This is a genomic window from Actinomadura madurae, from assembly GCF_047130825.1.
GTDB lineage: Bacteria > Actinomycetota > Actinomycetes > Streptosporangiales > Streptosporangiaceae > Spirillospora > Spirillospora madurae.
Map to the genome: position 1 here is coordinate 281585 of NZ_CP083237.1, position 18367 is coordinate 299951.

Annotated in this window: 16 protein-coding genes; 11 read left to right on the top strand and 5 right to left on the bottom strand. The window is 69.2% G+C overall.

Features of this window, described 5'->3' with window-relative positions; all coding sequences use genetic code 11:
- Nucleotides 1-6: 6 nt before the first annotated feature.
- From xdhC to K8Z49_RS01265, 3 genes are read right to left on the bottom strand one after another with little or no spacing between them, the layout of a single operon-like run.
- Entirely contained in the window at nt 7-768 is a 762-nt protein-coding gene (gene xdhC, locus K8Z49_RS01255) for a xanthine dehydrogenase accessory protein XdhC (protein WP_412517412.1), read from the bottom strand.
- 50 nt (nt 769-818) lie between these two features.
- A complete protein-coding gene (xdhB, locus tag K8Z49_RS01260) occupies nt 819-3167 on the bottom strand; it encodes a xanthine dehydrogenase molybdopterin binding subunit (RefSeq protein ID WP_412517413.1) in 2349 nt (782 codons plus the stop codon).
- Entirely contained in the window at nt 3164-4570 is a 1407-nt protein-coding gene (locus K8Z49_RS01265) for a xanthine dehydrogenase small subunit (RefSeq protein ID WP_412517414.1), read from the bottom strand. The genes xdhB and K8Z49_RS01265 overlap by 4 nt, the downstream gene beginning before the upstream one ends.
- Before the next feature lie 202 nt (nt 4571-4772).
- On the opposite strand from K8Z49_RS01265, the gene K8Z49_RS01270 reads away from it, so the two are divergent.
- The 7 genes from K8Z49_RS01270 to K8Z49_RS01300 all read left to right on the top strand — a co-directional run bounded on the left by K8Z49_RS01270 (nt 4773) and on the right by K8Z49_RS01300 (nt 11875).
- Complete coding sequence (locus tag K8Z49_RS01270; RefSeq protein WP_412517415.1) at nt 4773-5822, top strand: LLM class flavin-dependent oxidoreductase; 1050 nt, start codon at nt 4773-4775, stop codon at nt 5820-5822.
- 14 nt (nt 5823-5836) lie between these two features.
- Entirely contained in the window at nt 5837-7270 is a 1434-nt protein-coding gene (locus K8Z49_RS01275) for an aldehyde dehydrogenase family protein (RefSeq protein WP_412517416.1), read from the top strand.
- A gap of 497 nt (nt 7271-7767) precedes the next feature.
- Nucleotides 7768-8190 carry a hypothetical protein gene (locus K8Z49_RS01280; protein ID WP_412517417.1) on the top strand — a complete coding sequence of 141 codons (423 nt, stop codon included), beginning with the start codon at nt 7768-7770 and terminating at the stop codon, nt 8188-8190.
- Nucleotides 8180-9058: a hypothetical protein gene (locus tag K8Z49_RS01285; protein ID WP_412517418.1), complete on the top strand. Its 879-nt coding sequence runs from the start codon at nt 8180-8182 to the stop codon at nt 9056-9058. Before K8Z49_RS01280 ends, K8Z49_RS01285 begins: the two co-directional genes overlap by 11 nt.
- A gap of 39 nt (nt 9059-9097) precedes the next feature.
- Nucleotides 9098-10324, top strand: a complete 1227-nt coding sequence (locus K8Z49_RS01290; protein ID WP_412517419.1) for a cytochrome P450 — start codon at nt 9098-9100, stop codon at nt 10322-10324.
- 27 nt (nt 10325-10351) lie between these two features.
- Entirely contained in the window at nt 10352-10543 is a 192-nt protein-coding gene (locus K8Z49_RS01295; protein ID WP_412517420.1) for a ferredoxin, read from the top strand.
- Nucleotides 10544-10687: 144 nt separating this feature from the next.
- Complete coding sequence (locus K8Z49_RS01300) at nt 10688-11875, top strand: NAD(P)/FAD-dependent oxidoreductase (RefSeq protein WP_412517421.1); 1188 nt, start codon at nt 10688-10690, stop codon at nt 11873-11875.
- Between the two features lie 82 nt (nt 11876-11957).
- Here K8Z49_RS01300 and K8Z49_RS01305 read toward each other — a convergent pair whose 3' ends face one another.
- Nucleotides 11958-12503 (bottom strand): cupin domain-containing protein, encoded by a 546-nt coding sequence (locus tag K8Z49_RS01305; RefSeq protein WP_412517422.1) that lies wholly within the window; start codon nt 12501-12503, stop codon nt 11958-11960.
- A 179-nt stretch (nt 12504-12682) separates the two neighbouring features.
- Between K8Z49_RS01305 and K8Z49_RS01310 the strand changes: the two genes are divergently transcribed.
- A complete protein-coding gene (locus tag K8Z49_RS01310) occupies nt 12683-13468 on the top strand; it encodes an SDR family oxidoreductase (RefSeq protein WP_412517423.1) in 786 nt (261 codons plus the stop codon).
- Nucleotides 13469-13496: 28 nt separating this feature from the next.
- Nucleotides 13497-14354 (top strand): fumarylacetoacetate hydrolase family protein, encoded by an 858-nt coding sequence (locus K8Z49_RS01315; protein ID WP_412517424.1) that lies wholly within the window; start codon nt 13497-13499, stop codon nt 14352-14354.
- 44 nt (nt 14355-14398) lie between these two features.
- Here the strand turns inward: K8Z49_RS01315 and K8Z49_RS01320 are convergent, their stop codons facing one another.
- Nucleotides 14399-15100 carry an alpha/beta hydrolase gene (locus K8Z49_RS01320; RefSeq protein WP_412517425.1) on the bottom strand — a complete coding sequence of 234 codons (702 nt, stop codon included), beginning with the start codon at nt 15098-15100 and terminating at the stop codon, nt 14399-14401.
- Between the two features lie 521 nt (nt 15101-15621).
- On the opposite strand from K8Z49_RS01320, the gene K8Z49_RS01325 reads away from it, so the two are divergent.
- A complete protein-coding gene (locus K8Z49_RS01325; RefSeq protein ID WP_412517426.1) occupies nt 15622-16518 on the top strand; it encodes an ABC transporter substrate-binding protein in 897 nt (298 codons plus the stop codon).
- Nucleotides 16519-16649: 131 nt separating this feature from the next.
- Nucleotides 16650-18299, top strand: a complete 1650-nt coding sequence (locus K8Z49_RS01330; RefSeq protein ID WP_412517427.1) for a CocE/NonD family hydrolase — start codon at nt 16650-16652, stop codon at nt 18297-18299.
- Nucleotides 18300-18367 lie beyond the last annotated feature (68 nt).

Consider the following 18367-nt stretch of genomic DNA (forward strand, 5'->3'; position numbering starts at 1 on the left):
GGAGCGTCATCCCATGGCGGTCTCGTCCCGGCTCTCTCGTGCTAGCGCGCGCAGCAGGGCGGCGGCCGCGCTGACCGCGATCGCAGCCGGGTCCTTGCTGGTGATGCCTTCGATGCCGATCGGCGTCGTGATGCGGGCGATGGCCTCCGCGGAATGGCCGTTGTCGGCGAGCAGGGCCTGGAAGCGCGCCCACTTCGCGGTCGAGCCGATCAGCCCGATCGAGCCGAGGGACGGCCGCCGCAGCGCGGCGTCGCAGAGCGCCGCGTCCTCGGCGTGATCATGAGTCATGATCAAAACGTGCGCGCCGCGCGGCAGAGCATCGAGGACCTGCTCCGGCAAGATCGCTTCATGCCGCACATGTACGGTGGCGCGCGCGTCGTGGAGGACGGCCAGGCGCTGCGGTCCGAGCACCTCGGCACGAGAGTCGACGAGGTGCAACTCGACCGCGTGACGGGAGAGGATTCGTGCCAATTCGAGGCCGACATGGCCGACGCCGAAGACCGCGACGGCCGGAGCGACGGGGAGCGGCTCGTACAGCAGCGTCGCCACGCCGCCGCAGCACTGCACGCCATGGACGTAGGGAGCCTTGTCGCTGAGGGCGACCTCGTCGCCGGCCGGGTCGGTGGTTCCCGACGCGATCATTGCCCGGGCGCGCTCCACGGCCTTCGCCTCCAGGTTGCCGCCGCCTACCGTTCCCCAGAGATGGCCGGCGGAGACGACCATCTTCGCGCCTGCCTCGCGCGGGGTGTGACCGCGGACGCCGGTCACCGTGACGAGTACGCCGGGAGTGCGTGTCCGCCGCAACCGTGTGACCGCGCCTAGCCAGTCCATGCCGCCCGCGTCCGACCGGTGACCTCCTCGCCGCGGCGCGACCGCTCAATCGCCCAGTACACGGCCTCAGGTGTGGCGGGCGACGCGATGTCGACGCTCGTGCCGGGCGGGCCGAAGGCGCCGGCCGCTTGCCGCAGGGCCTCGCGCACCGAGAAGGCGAGCATCAGCGGCGGCTCGCCCACCGCCTTCGAGCCGTACACGATGCCTTCCTCGGTCGCGTTCTCGAGTGTCGACACATTGAAGACGGCAGGCATCTCGGAGAGGCTCGGCAGCTTGTACGTGCTGGCCGCCCGGGTGGCGATCCGGCCGCGTTCCGGCCCGTCGGTCTCGTCCCAGCGCAGGTCTTCGAGGGTGAGCCAGCCGGTGCCCTGGACGAATCCGCCCTCGATCTGCCCGATGTCGACGAGCGGGGACAGGCTGTCACCGACGTCGTGCACGATGTCGACACGCCGGAGCTCGTACATGCCGGTGAAGCCGTCGACTTCGACCTCGGCCGCGGCGGCCCCGTAGGAAAAGTACTTGAACGGCGAACCCCGCATCGCCGAGCCGTCCCAGAAGATCCCCTCAGTACGGTGGTAGCCCGCGGCCGAAAGCTGCACTCGCTGGAGGTAGGCCTGGCCAACGATCTCATCCCAGCTCACGCCGTTCAGCTCGCCGTCGACGAATCGCACGTCTGAGGCGTCGACCCCCGCGCGCGCCGCGGCGACGGGGCGGAGGCGGTCGAGGATCTGGTCGCAGGCGTTCTTGACCGCGGCACCGTTGAGGTCGGCGCCGGAGCTCGCCGCGGTGGCCGATGTGTTGGGGACCTTGTCGGTGCGAGTGGGGGCGAGACGCACCTTGCGGAGCGGGATGCCGAACGCCGTCGCGGCGACCTGCAGCATCTTCGTGTGGAGGCCCTGCCCCATCTCCGTGCCTCCGTGGTTGATCAGCACCGACCCGTCCTTGTAGACGAGGACGAGGGCTCCGGCCTGGTTGAACGCCGTGAAATTGAACGAGATGCCGAATTTCACCGGGGTGATGGCGAGGCCCCGTTTGACGTGCTCGTGCGTCGCGTTGAACACCTCGATCTCGGTGGTGCGGGCGGCGAAGTCACCGTCGTCGAGCACCTGCCGCCATGCGCGCAGCAACCGCTCCGGGTGCCGCACCGGCTGGCCGTAGGGCGTGCTCTGACCGGCGCGGTAGAAGTTCCGGGCGCGTAGCGCGGCGGCGTCGTGACCCAGCAGCGGTGCGCACCGGCCGAGGATGTCCTCGATCACCAGCATCCCCTGCGGGCCGCCGAAGCCGCGGAACGCGGTCTGCGAGGTCTTGTGCGTCCGCGCCACCCGGCCGTGCACGCGCACGTTCGGTATCCAGTACGCGTTGTCGATGTGGCATAGCGCCCGGGACAACACCGGCTCGGACAGGTCGAGGCTCCAGCCGCCGTCGGCGGTGAGCGTGGCGTCGAGCGACTGGAGCCGGCCGTCGGCGTCGAAGCCGACCCGCCATGACGCGTGGAAGCCGTGCCTCTTGCCCGACATCGTGATGTCCTGTGTCCTGTTGAGTCGCAGGCGGACCGGCCGGCCGGTGAGGACGGCGCCGAGAGCGGCGATCGCCGCGAACGCGTGCGGCTGCATCTCCTTGCCGCCGAACCCGCCGCCCATGCGAAGGCACTGCACGGTCACGTCGTGGTTCCGCAGGCCCAGCACATGGGCGACGATCTCCTGCGTTTCGCTGGGGTGCTGGGTACTGCTCTGGATGAAGACCTGCCCACTCTCGTCGACCTGTGCGAGAGAGCAGTGCGTCTCGAGGTAGAAGTGCTCCTGACCGGCGAACTCGAACTCGCCGGTCAGGACCTGCGCGCAGGTGGCGAGCGCCGCCTCCACATTGCCGCGTTCCATCCGGGGCCGCGTTCCCTGGAAACTCTCGGCGGCGATCGCGTCCCTGACCGTCACCAGGGCCGGCAGGGGCCGGTAGCCAACCTCGACGGCCGCCGCGCCGAGCCGCGCGGCCTCCAGTGTCTCGGCGAGCACCCAGCAGACCGCCTGGCCGTGGAACATGACCTCGTGTGGGAACAGCGGTTCGTCGTCCTTGGCCCCGCCGTCGTTGATGCCGGGGACGTCGTCCTTGGTGAGAACGCGGACCACCCCCGGGATCCGGTAGGCGGGGCGCGGGTCCAGCGCCGTCACCCGCGCGTGCGCGTGCGGTGCCTGGACGGGGTATGCGTGCAGAACGTCATTGGTCCGGGGCACCAGGTCGTCGGTGTAGAGCGCCCGTCCGGTGACGTGCAGCGCGGCGCTCTCGTGTGGGATCGGACGGCCGACGGCGGAGTCGGTGGGCCGGTCGTTCAGCGCGGTCATCGCGTCGCCTCGTAGTACATCTTGAGCAGGGCGTTGCCGAGCATCGCCGACCGGTAGGACGAACTGGCGCGATGGTCGTCGAGCGCCGTCCCCTCGCGAGCCATGTGCTGCGCCGCCTCGCGGACCGTCGCCGCGTTCCACGGCCGGCCCAGGAGCGCGTCCTCGGTGGTTCGGGCCCGGAGCGGGGTCGCGGCGACGCCGCCGAGGCCGATCCGCGCCCGGCGGACGAACCCGTCGTCCACATCGAGAGCGAAACCGACCGCGACGCTGGAGATGTCGTCGAAACGGCGCTTGGCGATCTTGTGGAAAGCGGTCACCCTGGGCTGTGGTTTCGGCACGCGCACCGCGCGGATCAGTTCCCCCGGTCGTCGCACGGTCTCCCGGTAGCCGACAAAGAAGCCGGAGAACGGCACGGTCCGCTCGCCGGCACGCGATGTCAGCACGATCTCGGCGTCGAGCGCGAGCAGCGCGGGATGGCTGTCGCCGATCGGCGAGCCGGTGCCGAGGTTGCCGCCGAGGGTGGCGCGGTTGCGGATGAGCCGGGAGGCGAACTGCGGGAGCACCTCCCGCAGCAGGGGCACCGCGTTCGCCAGGCGGCGCTCGATCTCGGACAGGGTGAGGGCCGCGCCGATCTCGATGTACTCGGGCGTGTCGCGCAGCTCGCGCAGCTCGGGCAGCCGGCCGATCGCGACCGTCAGCGCCGGCCGGGCACCGCGCAAATTGATCTCCACGCCGACGTCGGTCGAGCCGGCGAGAACTGTCGCACCGGGGTGCTCGTGCAGCACCTCCAGTGTCTCGGCGAGATCGGCCGGCCGCACGAAGCCCTCGGTGCTGACCGGGCGGGTGGCGGGCGGCGGTGCCGTGCGCCGGGCCGCCTTCGGGTCGCCCGGGGCCGGTTCGCCGAGCGCGCACGCGGCGTCGCGGATCGGCCGGTAGCCGGTGCACCGGCAGAGGTTGCCGCTCAGGGCGTGGAGGTCAAAGCCGTTCGACTCGTGCCCGTCCGGGCGAACACCCGCTGAGCGCCCGGGCCGGTAATACTCGGCGGCCATACTGCACACGAACCCGGGCGTGCAATAACCGCATTGCGATCCACCGCGCGTAGCGAGCTCCTCCTGAACCGGATGAAGCGAATCGGGAGCGCCGAGCCCTTCGGCGGTGACGACCTCCTGCCCGGCGAGGCTGACGGCCGGCACCAGGCAGGCGTTGACGGCGGTCCACTCGGTGGGAGTGTCGAGTCCGGGCAGTGCGACGAGCACGGCGCAGGCGCCGCATTCACCCTCGGCACAGCCCTCTTTGCACGCTGTGAGCCCGCGGTGGCGCAGCCAATCGAGCGCCGTGGTGTGGGCGGCCACGCCGGCCAAGGAGAGTTGGGCGCCATTGACGGTGGCGGTGAGAGCACTCATCGGATGATCCGCTTCATGATGGTCGGACAGGGCGGCGTCGCGTCGGACGCGTATATGGGCCGGGGGTAACCGCGGGCGGCCTGAGCGGGAGCGGACGGGTCACAAGATAGTCCAGCCGCCCTCTCGATTCAACGGTGTTGACCGGCATGACGTCGGGTTGTACGTTGTTTTCAACGGTGTTCAACGATGTGGGGTGGCTCAGATGAAGATCGGTGTCGCGCTCGGCTGGCAGAACGACGACTGGGATCGCTACGAAGCCGGAGATCTTCAACGGGAGCCGAGGATCCCGGACGCGCGGGTCTTCGACGACACCAAGCGCCTGGCCCTGCTGCTCGAACCGCTCGGTTTCGACTCGATGTTCTGCGTGGAGCATCACGGGTCTCCGCATCACATGACCCCGAATCCGATCACGCTGCTGACCTATGTCGCGGGAGCGACCAGCAAGCTTGAGTTCGGCACCTGCCTGGTCGTGTTGCCGTGGCATCACCCGCTGCGCGTGGCCGAGGAGTTCTCCCTGCTGGACAACCTGTCGGGTGGCCGGATCGCCTGCATCGGAATCGGGCGCGGGTCGGCCAAGCGCGAGTTCGATCACTTCGGGATCGACATCGGCACCTCTCGCGAGCGCCTCGCCGAGTCGACGGACATCCTCAAGCAGGCGTTGACGTCACCGACGATCAGCCATCACGGCACGTACTGGGACATCGACGACGTCGCCGTCCGCCCCGGCTTCCGCTCTCGAGACCTCGCCGAAAAGGTCTACGCCGGGGTGTCGGCTCGGGCCAGCCTCGAGCAGGCGGCGCACTCGGGAGTGCGCCTGATCCTCACCCAGGGCAAGCCGGTGGACGAGAGTGTCGACGACGTCCAGAGGTTCAACCAGATCCGGGCCGAGCATGGTTGGGCGCCCATGCGGCCGATCGTCGCTATGCCGGCCTACTGCGCCGAGAGCGAGGCCGAGGCCGACGAGGTCGCCGAGCGTGCCGTCGGCAGCTACATCGACGGGCTCATCCACCACTACCGCATTCCGGCCGCCGAGGGCGCCGAACTGCGGAAGTCGCGGATCGAGCACGCCCTCTCCGGCACACCGGAGCAGGTGCTGGAGAAGTCCCGGTACTTGGCCGAACGGCTAGGGACCGAGCATCTCGTCTTCATGATGAGCATCGGCGACATGACCCCAGAAGAGACCGAGCGGAGCATGCGCCTGCTGGCGTCGCGCGTCCTGCCTGAACTCCGCACGACCGAGACTCCCATTTAAGGAGGGCGGCTGCCGTGAGGACGTTTACGCAGCACTACATCGGAGGTTCGTGGATCGACGCCGCTTCGGGCCCGTCGATCGAGGTGTTCGACTCGGCCACCGAGGAGGTTCTGGCCCGCGTGCCGGCGGCGACGGCGGACGAGGTCGACGCCGCGGTCTGCGCCGCTCACCGGGCCTTTGACACCTGGTCGATGACCTCCGGATCCGAGCGGGCCGAGTACCTCGAGGCCATCGCCGTCGGCCTTGCGAAGCGCGCGGACGAGCTCACCGAGATGATCTCCCGCGAGACCGGCATGCCCAGTCCGATCGCGCGCGTCGCGCAGGTGCAGGCGCCGATCGACATGTTCAACGCCGCGGCCAAGCTGGCGCTGGAGTACCCGTTCGAAGAGCGGGAGGGCGGCTCCCTGCTCATCCGCGAGCCGGCTGGCGTGGTCGGCTGCATCACCCCGTGGAACTTCCCGCTGGGCCAGATCGCAGCCAAGGTGGCCTACGCTCTCGCGGCCGGATGCACGATCGTCCTCAAGCCGAGCGAAGTGGCGCCGACCAGCGCGTACGTACTCAGCGAGGTGATCGAAGAGATCGGCTTCGCGGGCGTGTTCAACCTTGTCGTCGGAGACGGCCGCGTGGCCGGAGAGGCGCTGGCCGGCCATCCCATGGTGGACATGCTGTCCTTTACCGGGTCGACCCTGGCCGGCAAGCGGGTCGCCGAACTCGCGGCCGCCACGGTCAAGCGCGTCGCGCTGGAACTCGGCGGAAAGTCCGCGAACGTGGTTCTGGACGACGTCGTCGGCGAGGACTTCGCACACGCGGTCGAGGACGGAGTGGGTAAGGCCTTCTTCAATTCGGGCCAGACCTGCGCCGCGCTCACCCGGCTCCTTGTGCCCGCGCACCGGATCGAGGAGGCCGAGCGCATCGCGTCGGCGGTACTCGACCGGCTGAAGGTCGGCGACCCCGCCGCTTACGGCGTGGATCTCGGGCCGCTCGCATCGCAGGCACAGTACGACCGCGTCCAGGGCTACATCCAGGCCGGGATCGACGAAGGCGCCCGCCTGCTGGGCGGCGGTCTCGGTAAGCCGGAGCACGTCACGCGCGGGTACTACGCCCGGCCGACGGTGTTCTCACGCGTGACGCCGGCGATGACGATCGCCCAGGAAGAGATCTTCGGCCCCGTGCTGTCGATCATGGCCTACGACTCGGAGGCCGAGGCGGTGAAGATCGCCAACAACGTGGTCTACGGGCTGGCCGGTGGTGTCTGGTCGGCCGACTCCGAGCGCGCCCTCTCGTTCGCCCGCAAGATCAGAACGGGTTGTCTCGAGATCAATGGAGCGCCGTACAACCTCCACTCGCCGTTCGGCGGATACAAGCAGTCGGGGGTTGGACGGGAGCGTGGTGCGCCCGGACTGGAGGAGTTCTGTGAGTACAAGAGCATTCAGCTGCCGTCTGCCTGAACACTTCCGTGGCCCCCACCGCGTGACGGGCGACGGCGAGCCCGCGTCGAGCCGTTCCAGTAGCCCGTGATGACGAGTACCGCTGTAGGGGCTTTCACCGTCGGCCGGGTCGGTGTCGACATGTACCCCGAGCAAGCCGGTGTACCGCTTGACGGGGTCATGACGTTCGCACGGTTCCTCGGCGGAACGGCCACCAACGTGGCGGCGGGGGCAGCCCGCCTCGGGCATTCCACGCCGCGGTCGATGAGCAGGCGCGCCGCCTCGCCCGGGTCGTCGCCCCCGAGCGCGACCTCGACCTCGGTCCGGTTGCCAACGACGACGTTGCCGGCATCGATCAAGCGCGGAAACCGGGGGCTCGCGGCACGCTCGGACTCCAAACATCGGTCGCGGGTCAAAATTCACGACCGTCCATCGTGCCTTCGGCCCCCGCGTGGAGCCGCCGGCGCCGGAGCGTTTCGACGTGCGCCGTACGCGACGCCTCGGCACAGACTCCGGGGGTGCTGGCCGCGACTAGGCAGGAGACGATCACAGCACCGTCGGTGCGGGTTCTCGTCGCCAACGGGCTGGGAGCGGGCGACGCGTTCGGCGCCGCGCTGGATACCGGCTGGGACGCTCACCGGTCCACTGTCCTCGCCAACGCGGCCAGGGCCATCGTCGCCTCTCGGCTGTCCTGCGCCGACGCAATGCCGACGGCAGGCGGACTGGAGGCGATGGTGGCCGTCCCCCGCCCTGGAAGGAGGCAGCCGATGACGGTTCTCACTGACCGGCGGTGGACCGAGCTCCTGCGCACGAGAGCTGAGCAGCTGCAGTTGATCGTGGAGGCGTACCCCGCACGTCGCCGCCCGTTCGGCAACGACGGAGAGGCCGGCTACACGGGCGCGCCTCAGGACTCACGAACAGGAGCCGAGCGTGCCTGGTAGCGACATTCCGAGCGTCGAGTATGCGATCGTCTCCGGCAGCGCCGGTTGGGGACGCCGCTACCCCGACGACCTCGCCGACCCGCGGGTCACGGTGATCGACCGCGGGATGGCCTTCGAGACGCCGTACGGCCCGACCGACCGCTGGCAACTGCTCGAGTTGAACGGTGAGATGACCGTCGACGGCCGGCCCCGGATTGTGCTTAACGTCTTCGCCCACGGCTGGCGCGCCGACGAGATCGACCATGGCGTCATCAGGTGCGTCGGATGGGTGCTTCAGCAGGCCGGTGTCACCGTGGTGGTGGCCGAGAGCACCTGCGGCTCGCTCAACCGTGCCGTGCTGCCGGGTGACTTCGTGATCCCGCGCGACGTCATCGACCTGACTCAGACCCCGTTCTCCGTCCTCCCCGGCCGTATTCCCGTGCAGTGCCGCGGGGCGCAGCTCGTCTGCCCGGCCCTCGCCGGCTCGGTTGCGGACGCGGCCGAGCGGGAGTGGCCGGCGCCCGGCCGGGTCCTGCGGCGTGAAGCCGGCCTGGTCGTGGCCCACACCTGGGGTCCGCGCCTTGAAACGCCGGCCGAGGCGAACGCGTTGCGCCTGCTCGGTGCGGATCTCGCCAACCAGAGCATCGCCGTGGACGCCACGCTCGCCCGTGAGATCGGCGCGTGCTTCGCGCCGTCGAGCTACATCGTGAACTTTGTCGACGGCGTCAACCCCGAGGAATGGGGCGACTACCACGGCATTCACGACCGCTCCGCGCTTCCGGCGATGCGCATCGGCCTGACCGCGATCGCCGCCGTCCCCGCCGAGCGCTCCTGCCGCTGCGATCAGTACCGCCGGACCCGGCCAGAGCGCTATCTCAACCCGTGGTGAGGGCGACACCTGCCCCCGCTCAGCATTGGAGATCCGAACATGCGCACGCAGGAAGACCTTGAGGCCCTGCTTCTCGCTGACGACTACACGTATGACCCGTACCCGGCGTACGCGGTCTTGCGCGACCTCGGCCCGGTGTGGTTCGAACCCTGGCGGCAGTGGATCATCGCGCGACATCAGGATGTGCGAAGCGTGTTGCGGCAGGACGGCAAGACCTTCACCGCCGCGGGCCGGGTGTCTCAGGTGCTGGACGGGTTGCCGGCGGCTGAGCGAGCCCAGTACTCGTTGCTGCGGCGGCACTTCTCGCGGGGCCTGCTTCACTCCGACCCGCCGGATCATACCCGGCTGCGCCGTATCGTCGCCCCGGCGCTCACGCCGGGTGGCATCCGGCCGCTCGAACCGCGCGTCCGCGAACTCGTCCAGAGCCTGCTCGATTCGCTGGCCGGAGAACCGGAGTTCGACATCGTCGCGCGGTTCGCGTTCCCCCTCCCGGCCACGATCGTGGCCGAGTTGATCGGCATTCCCGACGTCGCGATCGAGGACAACCGGGTATGGGCCAGTGACATCAGCGGGTTCTTCGGCAACAACCGCCCGAGCCCGGAACTGCTCAGCAAGGGCCAGGAGAGCCTGCGCGCCGCACGGGCCTTTGTCAGCGAACTCGCCGAAGCCCGCCGCGCGTGCCCGGAGGCCGACCTCATCACCCGGCTGGCGTCCGCGCCGAACGTGGACGACGCCGATCTGCTCAACACCTGCACGACCTTCATAGCAGGCGGGCACGAGACCACCGTCGGGCTGATCACGTCGGCGGTCTGCTCGCTGGCGAGGTTCCCAGAGCAGGAGGCACTCCTCCGGGGCGGGAAGGTGGGGATGGAGACGGCGATCGAGGAGTTCTTGCGCTTTGAGAGCCCGAATCAGCGCATCGTCCGCATCGCCACGGCGGACATCGCGATCGGCGGGGCGGAGATCCGGTCCGGCGAGCGCGTCATGCTGCTGCTCGGGGCGGCGAACCGGGACGAGAGCGTGTTCGACGCCCCGGACGAGTTGAACCTTGCCCGCGACCCCAACGACCACCTGGCGTTCGCCGGCGGCGTGCACCTGTGCGCGGGCGCGTACCTGGCCCGCATGGAGGGGGCCATCGCGATCCGGGCGCTGTTGGACGCATATCCCCGCATAGGCATCACCGATCGGCGGTTGGACTGGGCTCGGGTGCACGGGCTGCGCATGCTCAAGTCGCTCAATGTGCGCGTCCAGACGCCCACGACTTGACGGAACCCATCGAGGAGGAGACCCGCGATGAGAATCGACGTAGATCACACTCTGTGCGAGAACCACGGGCAGTGCACCTTCGCGGCCCCCGACGTCTTCTGGCTCAACGGCGCGGGCGAGCTCGAACACTGCGGGGACGTCGACGAGAGTCGGCGCGAGGCCGTCGAGGAGGCGGCCGACGTGTGCCCCGTGCAGGCGATCCGGTTCGGTGCCGCCTAGCCCGGCGCGACCGCCCGGGATCCGCTGGCTCCGCGGCCGGTCGGCCGTGACGGTGCGGTTCAGCCGCACCGACGGCGGCGTCCTCGACGGGCGAGTGGTCGCGGCGGCCCGGACCGCCGGGTACGCGAGAACGGAGAGGGGCAGATGACCGAGCGGATCGTGGTCGTCGGTGGCTCGGTCGCCGGGCTGCGGACGGCCGAGGCCCTGCGCGGACTGAAGTACGGCGGCGAGGTGATCGTCGTCGGGGCCGAGCCGTACATGCCGTACAACCGCACCGGCCTGACGAAGGGGGCGGACTGGCCGCCCTCGTTCGGCCGTCTGCGCATCGCGCCGAAACCCGTGGCGGAGGACGTCCGCTGGCTGCTGGGGGTGGAGGTCGTGCACGCGGATCTTGCCCGGCAGGTGCTGGAGCTCGGCGACGGCCGCTCGCTGGAGTACGACGCGCTCGTCGTGGCGACTGGGGCAAGTCCCCGCCGGGTGTTGAGCGAGGCGGACTCGATCGTGATCCGCACGCTCGATGACATGAGGGCGCTCGCCGGGCGCCGGCGCGGCCCGCTCCCAGTCGTCGTGGCCGGCGGTGGGGTGCTCGGCTGCGAGATCGCGGCGGGGCTGAACCGGGCTGGGACCGGGGTCGTGGTCATCGACCGTGGGGCCGAGCCGATGGGTTCGATGCTCGGGGCCCGGGTGGGGCGGCGGGTCCGGGCGTTCCACGAGGCGGCTGGAGTCCGGTTCTTGTCGGCCACGACCGTCGAGGACGTGGCGAACGGCCCGGGCAGCACGCTCGTGACCCTGTCGAACGGCGAGCGACTGGCCGGCGCCACCGTGGTGGAGGCCCTCGGCTGTGAGCCCCAGGTGGAGTGGCTCACCGGCAACGGCCTCGATTTGAGCGACGGAGTGCTGTGCACCAACGCGATGCAGGTGGTCGGCGCGAGCAACGTCGTCGCCGCGGGAGATGTCGCGCGGTTCCCGAACCCGCTGTTCGGGGGCGCGCCTCGCAGGACGGAGCATTGGGCCATGGCCATGGAGACGGCGCGTCGAGCCGCGCAGACCGTGCTGCGGCTGCTCGGTACGCCCTTCGCCGCGCCCGCGTCCCCGTTCACACCGATGCCCACGTTCTGGAGTGACCAGGCCGGGCTTCGCATACGGGGCGTCGGCCTTCCCCGGCTCGCCGGCCGCAGCCCCGAACTGCTGGATTCCGGTGTCGGTGGCGAACTGTACGGCTACGCCGACGGCGACGGGCTGGTCGGCCTCTGCCTGATCGGGTACCTGCCGAGCTTCGCGAAGTTCTCCACCGAACTCGTCGCATGCCGCCGGGCGGCCGCCGGCCGGTGACCGGCCGGCGGCCGCGGTGACGATCCATCCGCGGTACTCGTGGGCGAGCCGCCGACCGCCAGCGGGGCAGCATGGCGAAGGGTCAGGACGAGGTGGCCCCGGCCTCGGTGGCGCCGACCATGACGGAGGCGAGACGAGCGGGCACGTCGGCGTGGTTGCGCCACGCGTGTCGCGCGCCGTTCTGCACGATGACGTCGCCGGTGCCCAGTGCGACCTCCACGCCGTCGTCGAGTTCCATCCAGACCCGGCCTTCGAGCACGATGACGACGTCCACCGTCGGTGTGGTGTGCATGCCGGTGCCGCCCGGTTCGAAGTACCGCAGGACTCCGGGCCGCAGCGCCTCGTACTCCGCCAGAGCGCCGGCGAGGTCGTCCGGCTGGGTGCGAGGGCTTCGGTCGGGAAGGACGTTGAACAGTCCGAACCGGACGCCCCCAGCCTGCGGGTAGGTGGTTCCAACGACGGGCGGGGCACCATCGTGGGGCACCACCGGCACGGTGTCGGTGCCCCAGATCGCGTGAACCTCGGAGCCCGGTACCAGCGACGGGCGGATGCCGTCGATCCGCTCGTCGGCGACCACGACGGACCTGCCCTGCGCGTCAACCCCGGTGATCACACGTCGGACGAACATGCTCAACCTCCACAGGTCTTGGCTCCGCGGGGGAGCCGACTATGAACCCATCGTTGTCGAGCGACCGCGCCGTCCGTTGGGGCGGCTCTTGAACCGCTCGTTCTCGACAATATATGGTATCTCATGTCTTGTGCATGCGGACAGGATGAGCATGCGACCACGGAAGCGGAGACCAAAGCATGGATCTTGAGATAGAGGGCAAGGTCGCCCTGGTGCTGGGTGGCGGTGGCGGCTTGGGCTCGGCGGCGGCCGCGCGGCTCGCCGCCGAGGGGGCCAGGGTGGTCATCGCCGACATCCACACCGAGGCGCTGGATCGCACGGCTGCGAGCATCGCGGCCGCCGGGGGGCGCTGCTCGCGGCTGGAGTGGGATCTCACCGACCTGGCGAGCGTCGAGGGCCATGCCCGGGAGATCGAGTCGACGGCCGGGGCGGTCGACATTTTGGTCAACATCACCGGCGGCCCGCCGCCGAGCGAGGTCACCGGCGTTCAGGGCGCGATATGGCGGTCGTCCTTCGACCATCTCGTGCTGTCGGTCATCACCATCACCGACTGCTTCCTGCCGGGCATGCGCGAGCGCGGGTGGGGCCGCGTCATCACCAGCACCTCGTCCGGCGTCGTCGAGCCGATCCGCAGCCTCGGCTTGTCGAACACGCTGCGCTCATCCCTGGTCGGCTGGTCGAAGACCCTCGCCCGGGAGGTCGGGACCGACGGCGTCACCGCGAACGTGGTCGTGCCCGGCCGGATCGCCACCGGCCGCATTGACTTCCTCGACCACGCCAAGGCCGAGCGCGAGGGCGTCAGCGTGGCCGAGGTGTCACGTGCGAGCACGCAGTCCATCGCCGCCGGCCGTTACGGCACCCCGGCCGAATACGCTGACCTCATCGCCTTCCTTGCCAGCGCGCGGGCCTCGTACATCACCGGCTCCATGGTGCGCATAGACGGCGGAATGCTCGCGAGCGTCTGAACCGGGCTCAAGACGGGGAGGACGGAAGTTGACTCATCTTGCCACCGCGCGCGAGGAATCGCGCGAGGTTCCGATCATCATCGACCCCGCACGCGGGGTCCTGCGTCCGCAGACGCTACTCCAAGGCTTCACCGGCGATGCGATGGAACTCCTCACGGCGGACATGGAGATCCGCCTGCTGGAGCGGGTCGCCGGCGTCGCCGACAGGTACTTCGAGGATCCCTCGGAATTCGAGCTCACCGTGCCCTACCGGGCGCCCCGCAAGATCCTGGGGATCGGCCTGAACTACCGTGAACACGCCGGTGACCTCGACGAGAGCGCCCCAGAGGAGCCTGCGTCCTTCTTCAAGGGCGACCACACGATCATCGGTGCTGGAGACACGATCGTGCTGCCCGAGCAGAGCGGGCGAGTCACCACCGAGGGTGAACTCGGCCTGATCATCGGGCGTACGGCGCGCGACGTTCCGCTCGATGCGGCGATGGACTACGTGTGGGGGTTCTGCACCGTCCTCGACCAGACCGCCGAGGACATCCTGCGGCGGAACCCGCGCTTCCTGACGCGCTGCAAGAACTTCCCGACGTTCTTCTCGTTCGGCCCGGCGCTGATGCCGGCCCGCGTTGTCCGGGATGCGGTCGGATCCTTCGAGCGGATCGTCGTCGAGACGATCGTGAACGGGACGCAGATCCGATCCAACACCGTCGCCAACATGACCCACGGCCTCGCGTCCCTCGTGAGCTTCCACAGTGAGGTGATGCCGCTGTACCCCGGCGACATCATCTCAACGGGCACGCCTGGAGCGATCCCTATAGAGGACGGTGACGTGGCCGAGTGCAGGATCGAGGGTGTGGGACGTCTGAGCAACTCGGTGCGCAGGCGTGACCGTTAGCCGCCTGTCTGGCGGCGCGGCGTCTCCGGATTCTGGCCCAGGCGCTAGGACCGGGACTCGCGGACACGGCGACAGCGCCCGGCGATGATGCCGGCGACCAGATCCGGCCGCGACAGGAACGGCGAGTGGCCGGTGTCGATCTCGACGACCTCGCCCGCGTTCCGCGCCATCACGCGCTGGTGTTCGGACGGGATCGACCGGTCGTCGAGAGTGAGAACGTACGTCGAGGGGACCGTCTTCCAGGCGGCCACGAGGGCGGTCTCGACGGGTGCGAAGCTGCTGAGCCGCATGGGGCGCAGCCCGGCGATGGTGCGGGCGGCGAGGTCGGGATCGACGTCGTGGTAGAGCAGAGCGATCGCCTCCTCGGGGTCGAGCAGGAGGGAGCCGTCCCGCTCCACGGTCGCTGTCGTGCTCTCTGCCGAGGCAGGGGTGTCGAACGAGGTGACCGGCTGACCGATATCGATCATGAAGGCGGCCAGGTAGATGAGGTGTTTCACCTTCGCCGACCCCGCCGCGCCCAGCGTCACCGGGCTACCGCCCCAGGAGTGCCCGACGACGATGACGTCATGATCGCTGGCGTCTACGGCGGCGCGGACGACCGCCGCGTCCTGATCGAGGGTCGTCATCGGCAGCTGCACGGCGACCGACGGAATGCGTCTGCGGTCGAGTTCGGCGCGGACCGGCTCCCAGCAAGAGCTGTTGTGCCAGGCCCCGTGTACGAGGACGACTCCGAGGGGAGGAGTCATCGGGCCCACCCGGGCCATTTGATCGTTGACGGGGATTGCGATTGATACATCGTATCTCACTAATCAACTGTACGCGGAAGAGAATCTAGTTCGAGAGTCTGTTCAACGCCGTAGAAAATCTTCGGAGCAGGACTCTTGACGCTTCAGCGTATCGTATATCAAACTGAACTCCATTGACGAGCGCAGATGGCTGATCGTGGGCATCTCTCGCCGTCGCCCAGATTGCGCACCGACCGGGTGGGACGCGTGAGCCGGGTTAACCCGCCAGTCGAGCTGGTACCGGATCGCCGACCACGTCTTGCTGACGGGGCGCCGGCACGCACGACACCCGCAGCCGATGCGCGATCTTCGGACTCGGGGGAGAAAGGGAATCAGCTATGGGAGCAGGTATGGATGCCAGCATGTCGCGGCGCGCCTTCCTCGGAGCGTCGGGTTCGGCGGTGCTACTGGGGGCGGTGGCGGCGTGTAGCGGCCCTGGCGGAGGCCTGGTCGAGTCCGGATCCGGCGGCGGTCTGACGAGGATGCGGACCCAGCTGTACTTCACGAGCAACGTCGTGTACGCCGGCTGGTACCTGGCCGCCCAGAACGGCTACTTCAAGCAGGCCGGCATCGACTCGCAGCTGATCGCGGGCGGGCCGAATCTCACCAGCGTGCCGGCCGTCATCCTCGGCGGACAGGCCGAGATCGGGGTGGCCACACTGCAGGCCATCTCGCAGGCGGTGAGCAAGGGCGGTGACCTGGTCGCGTTCGCGGCCCAGTTCCAGGAGTCCCCGGGAGGCCTGCTGTCCTCGGCGAAGAAGCCGATCCGCGAGCCGAAGGACATCGTCGGCAAGACGCTCGCCCTCGATCCCAGCGCGAAGACCGTCGTGGACTCCATTCTGGACAAGAACGGTCTACCCAAGGACTACAAGGCGATCACCGGGACCGGCGACGTCTCGCAGCTCATCAGCGGGGCGTGTGACGGGATGGCAGGGCTCGTCACGTCGCAGGGCATCACGCTCAAGCTGCGCCGCTTCGATGGCGTGGCCACGACCTTCTCGGCTCTCGGCTATCCGTCGTACGGCAACGTGCTGTTCACGACCCGCCGGCTGCTGGACGCGCACGAGGACCGCATCGTCGCCTACCTCAAGGCACTGCGGAAGGGCTGGGACGACCAGATCAAGAACCCGGACGCCGGCGCCGAGCTGACCGTGAAGCTCTACGGCAAGGCGAACGGCCTTCAGCTGGAACAGCAGAAGCTCGAAGCCCGAGCCGATATCCCGCTGGAGCAGAGCGCGACCACACGCAAGTACGGCATCGGGGCCATCTCGATGGAGGACCTGGAGCAGCAGTACAAGGTCCTCCGCGACTCGAAGGTGCCGGGGCTCGCACCCTTGGAGAAGGTCGCGACCACAAGCGTGACGCTCAAGGCGGCTTGAGCGCGAGTCGGCGCCGCCCGGCTCCGATCAGCTTGGCCTGAGCCCCTCCTAACGACAGGCAGGAATCTGTGACCTCCATCCAGCAGCCCGGATGTATCGAGACCTTGGCATCGGCCGACGTCCCTGTCACGATGCGCGATGGGACCCGCCTGTACGCCGATGTGTACCGGCCGAACGGCACGGGGACCCATCCCGCGATTCTCGTGCGCACCCCCTACCCGAGGAACATCAGCGGCCTGCTCGGGGTCTGGCCGCTGAACGTGGCCGCCGCGGGCTTCGCCCTCGTTGTGCAGAACGTCCGCGGCCGCTTCGGCTCCGAGGGCGAGTTCGTGCCGTTCGTGAACGAGGAGGCCGACGGTTTCGACTCGATCGCGTGGTGCGCCGAGCAGCCGTGGTCCGACGGCCGGGTCTTCACGCTGGGCAACTCCTACCTCGGGCTCACCCAGTCGTTCGCGGCGGCGAGCTCGCCGCCGGCGCTGTCCGGCATGGCCGTCGGGGCGACGCCGTGGGACGGTCACGCCGACCTCATGTACTGCGGGGGCGCTTTCCAGCTCGGCTACGCGATGTTCTGGGCTCACATCCAGGCCGGCATGGAGATGTTCGGCTCCGGAAAGGTCGACCCAGCCCTGCTGGAGCAGTGGGGGCCGATCGGCGACGAGATGGACTCCTTCTACAGGCACACGCCGCTCAACGACGTCCCGGTCTTCGACCGGCTGATTCCGGCCTGGCGCACTTGGCTGGAGCATCCGGCTCGGGATGAGTACTGGCGCGCCCTGTCGCTCTCGGAACGCGAATCCCCGATCCGCGTGCCGGCCATCATCACCGACGGCTGGTTCGACCTTTTCCTCAAAGGCACGCTGGACACCTTCAAGGCGTTGCGGGCCGACGAGGCGACCCGGGACAACACCCGCCTGATCATCGGGCCGTGGTCGCAGGCCAATCGGGAGCAGGCACTGGGGGAACTCGATTTCGGTCCCGGCGCCGCCGCCATCGCGGTGCAGCTCGACGTCCAATATCTCAACTTCTTCCGGGAGTGTCTGGGGGAGGGCGGGCCAGTGAGCGGTGCGCCGGTGAAGTTGTTCGTGATGGGGGCCAATGTCTGGCGGGACGAGCAGGAGTGGCCCCTGGAGCGGGCGGTGACGACGAAGTACTACCTGCACTCCGGTGGGGGGCTGTCGGCCGAGCGGCCGCTGGTGGAGGCGACCCCCTCCACCTACGTCTACGACCCGCGTGACCCCGTCCCTACCGTCGGTGGCGCGACGTCCTTCCAAGGAGAACAGGTCGGGGCGAACTGCGGGCCGCGGGATCAGCGGGCGGTGGAGGAGCGGCCGGACGTGGTGTGTTTCTCGACCGAGGTGCTGGACGAGGACATCGAGGTGACCGGGCCGGTGGAGGTGGTGTTGCACGCGGCGTCCAGCGCGGTGGACACCGACTGGACGGCGAAGTTGGTGGATGTGCATCCGGACGGCCGGGCGATGAGCGTGGCGGACGGCATCCTGCGGGCTCGTTACCGGGAGGGGTTCGAGCGGCCGGTGCTGATGAAGCCGGGTACGCCGTACCGTTTCGTGATCGATCTGGTGGCGACGAGCATGGTGTTCAAGGCCGGGCACCGGATCCGGGTCGAGATTTCCAGTTCGAACTTCCCGCGTTTCGACCGGAACCCCAACACCGGGCGGCTGCCGGCGGAGGAACTGGAGACCAACATGATCAGCGCCGAGCAGACCCTGTTCCACGACGCGGCCCGGCCGTCCTGGATCGCCCTGCCCATCGTGCCCGCCTGACGACTCGCACCCGACGGCCGCCGGGCGCGCCGAGCCACGCCCGGCGACCAGACACCGGTAAGGAAAAT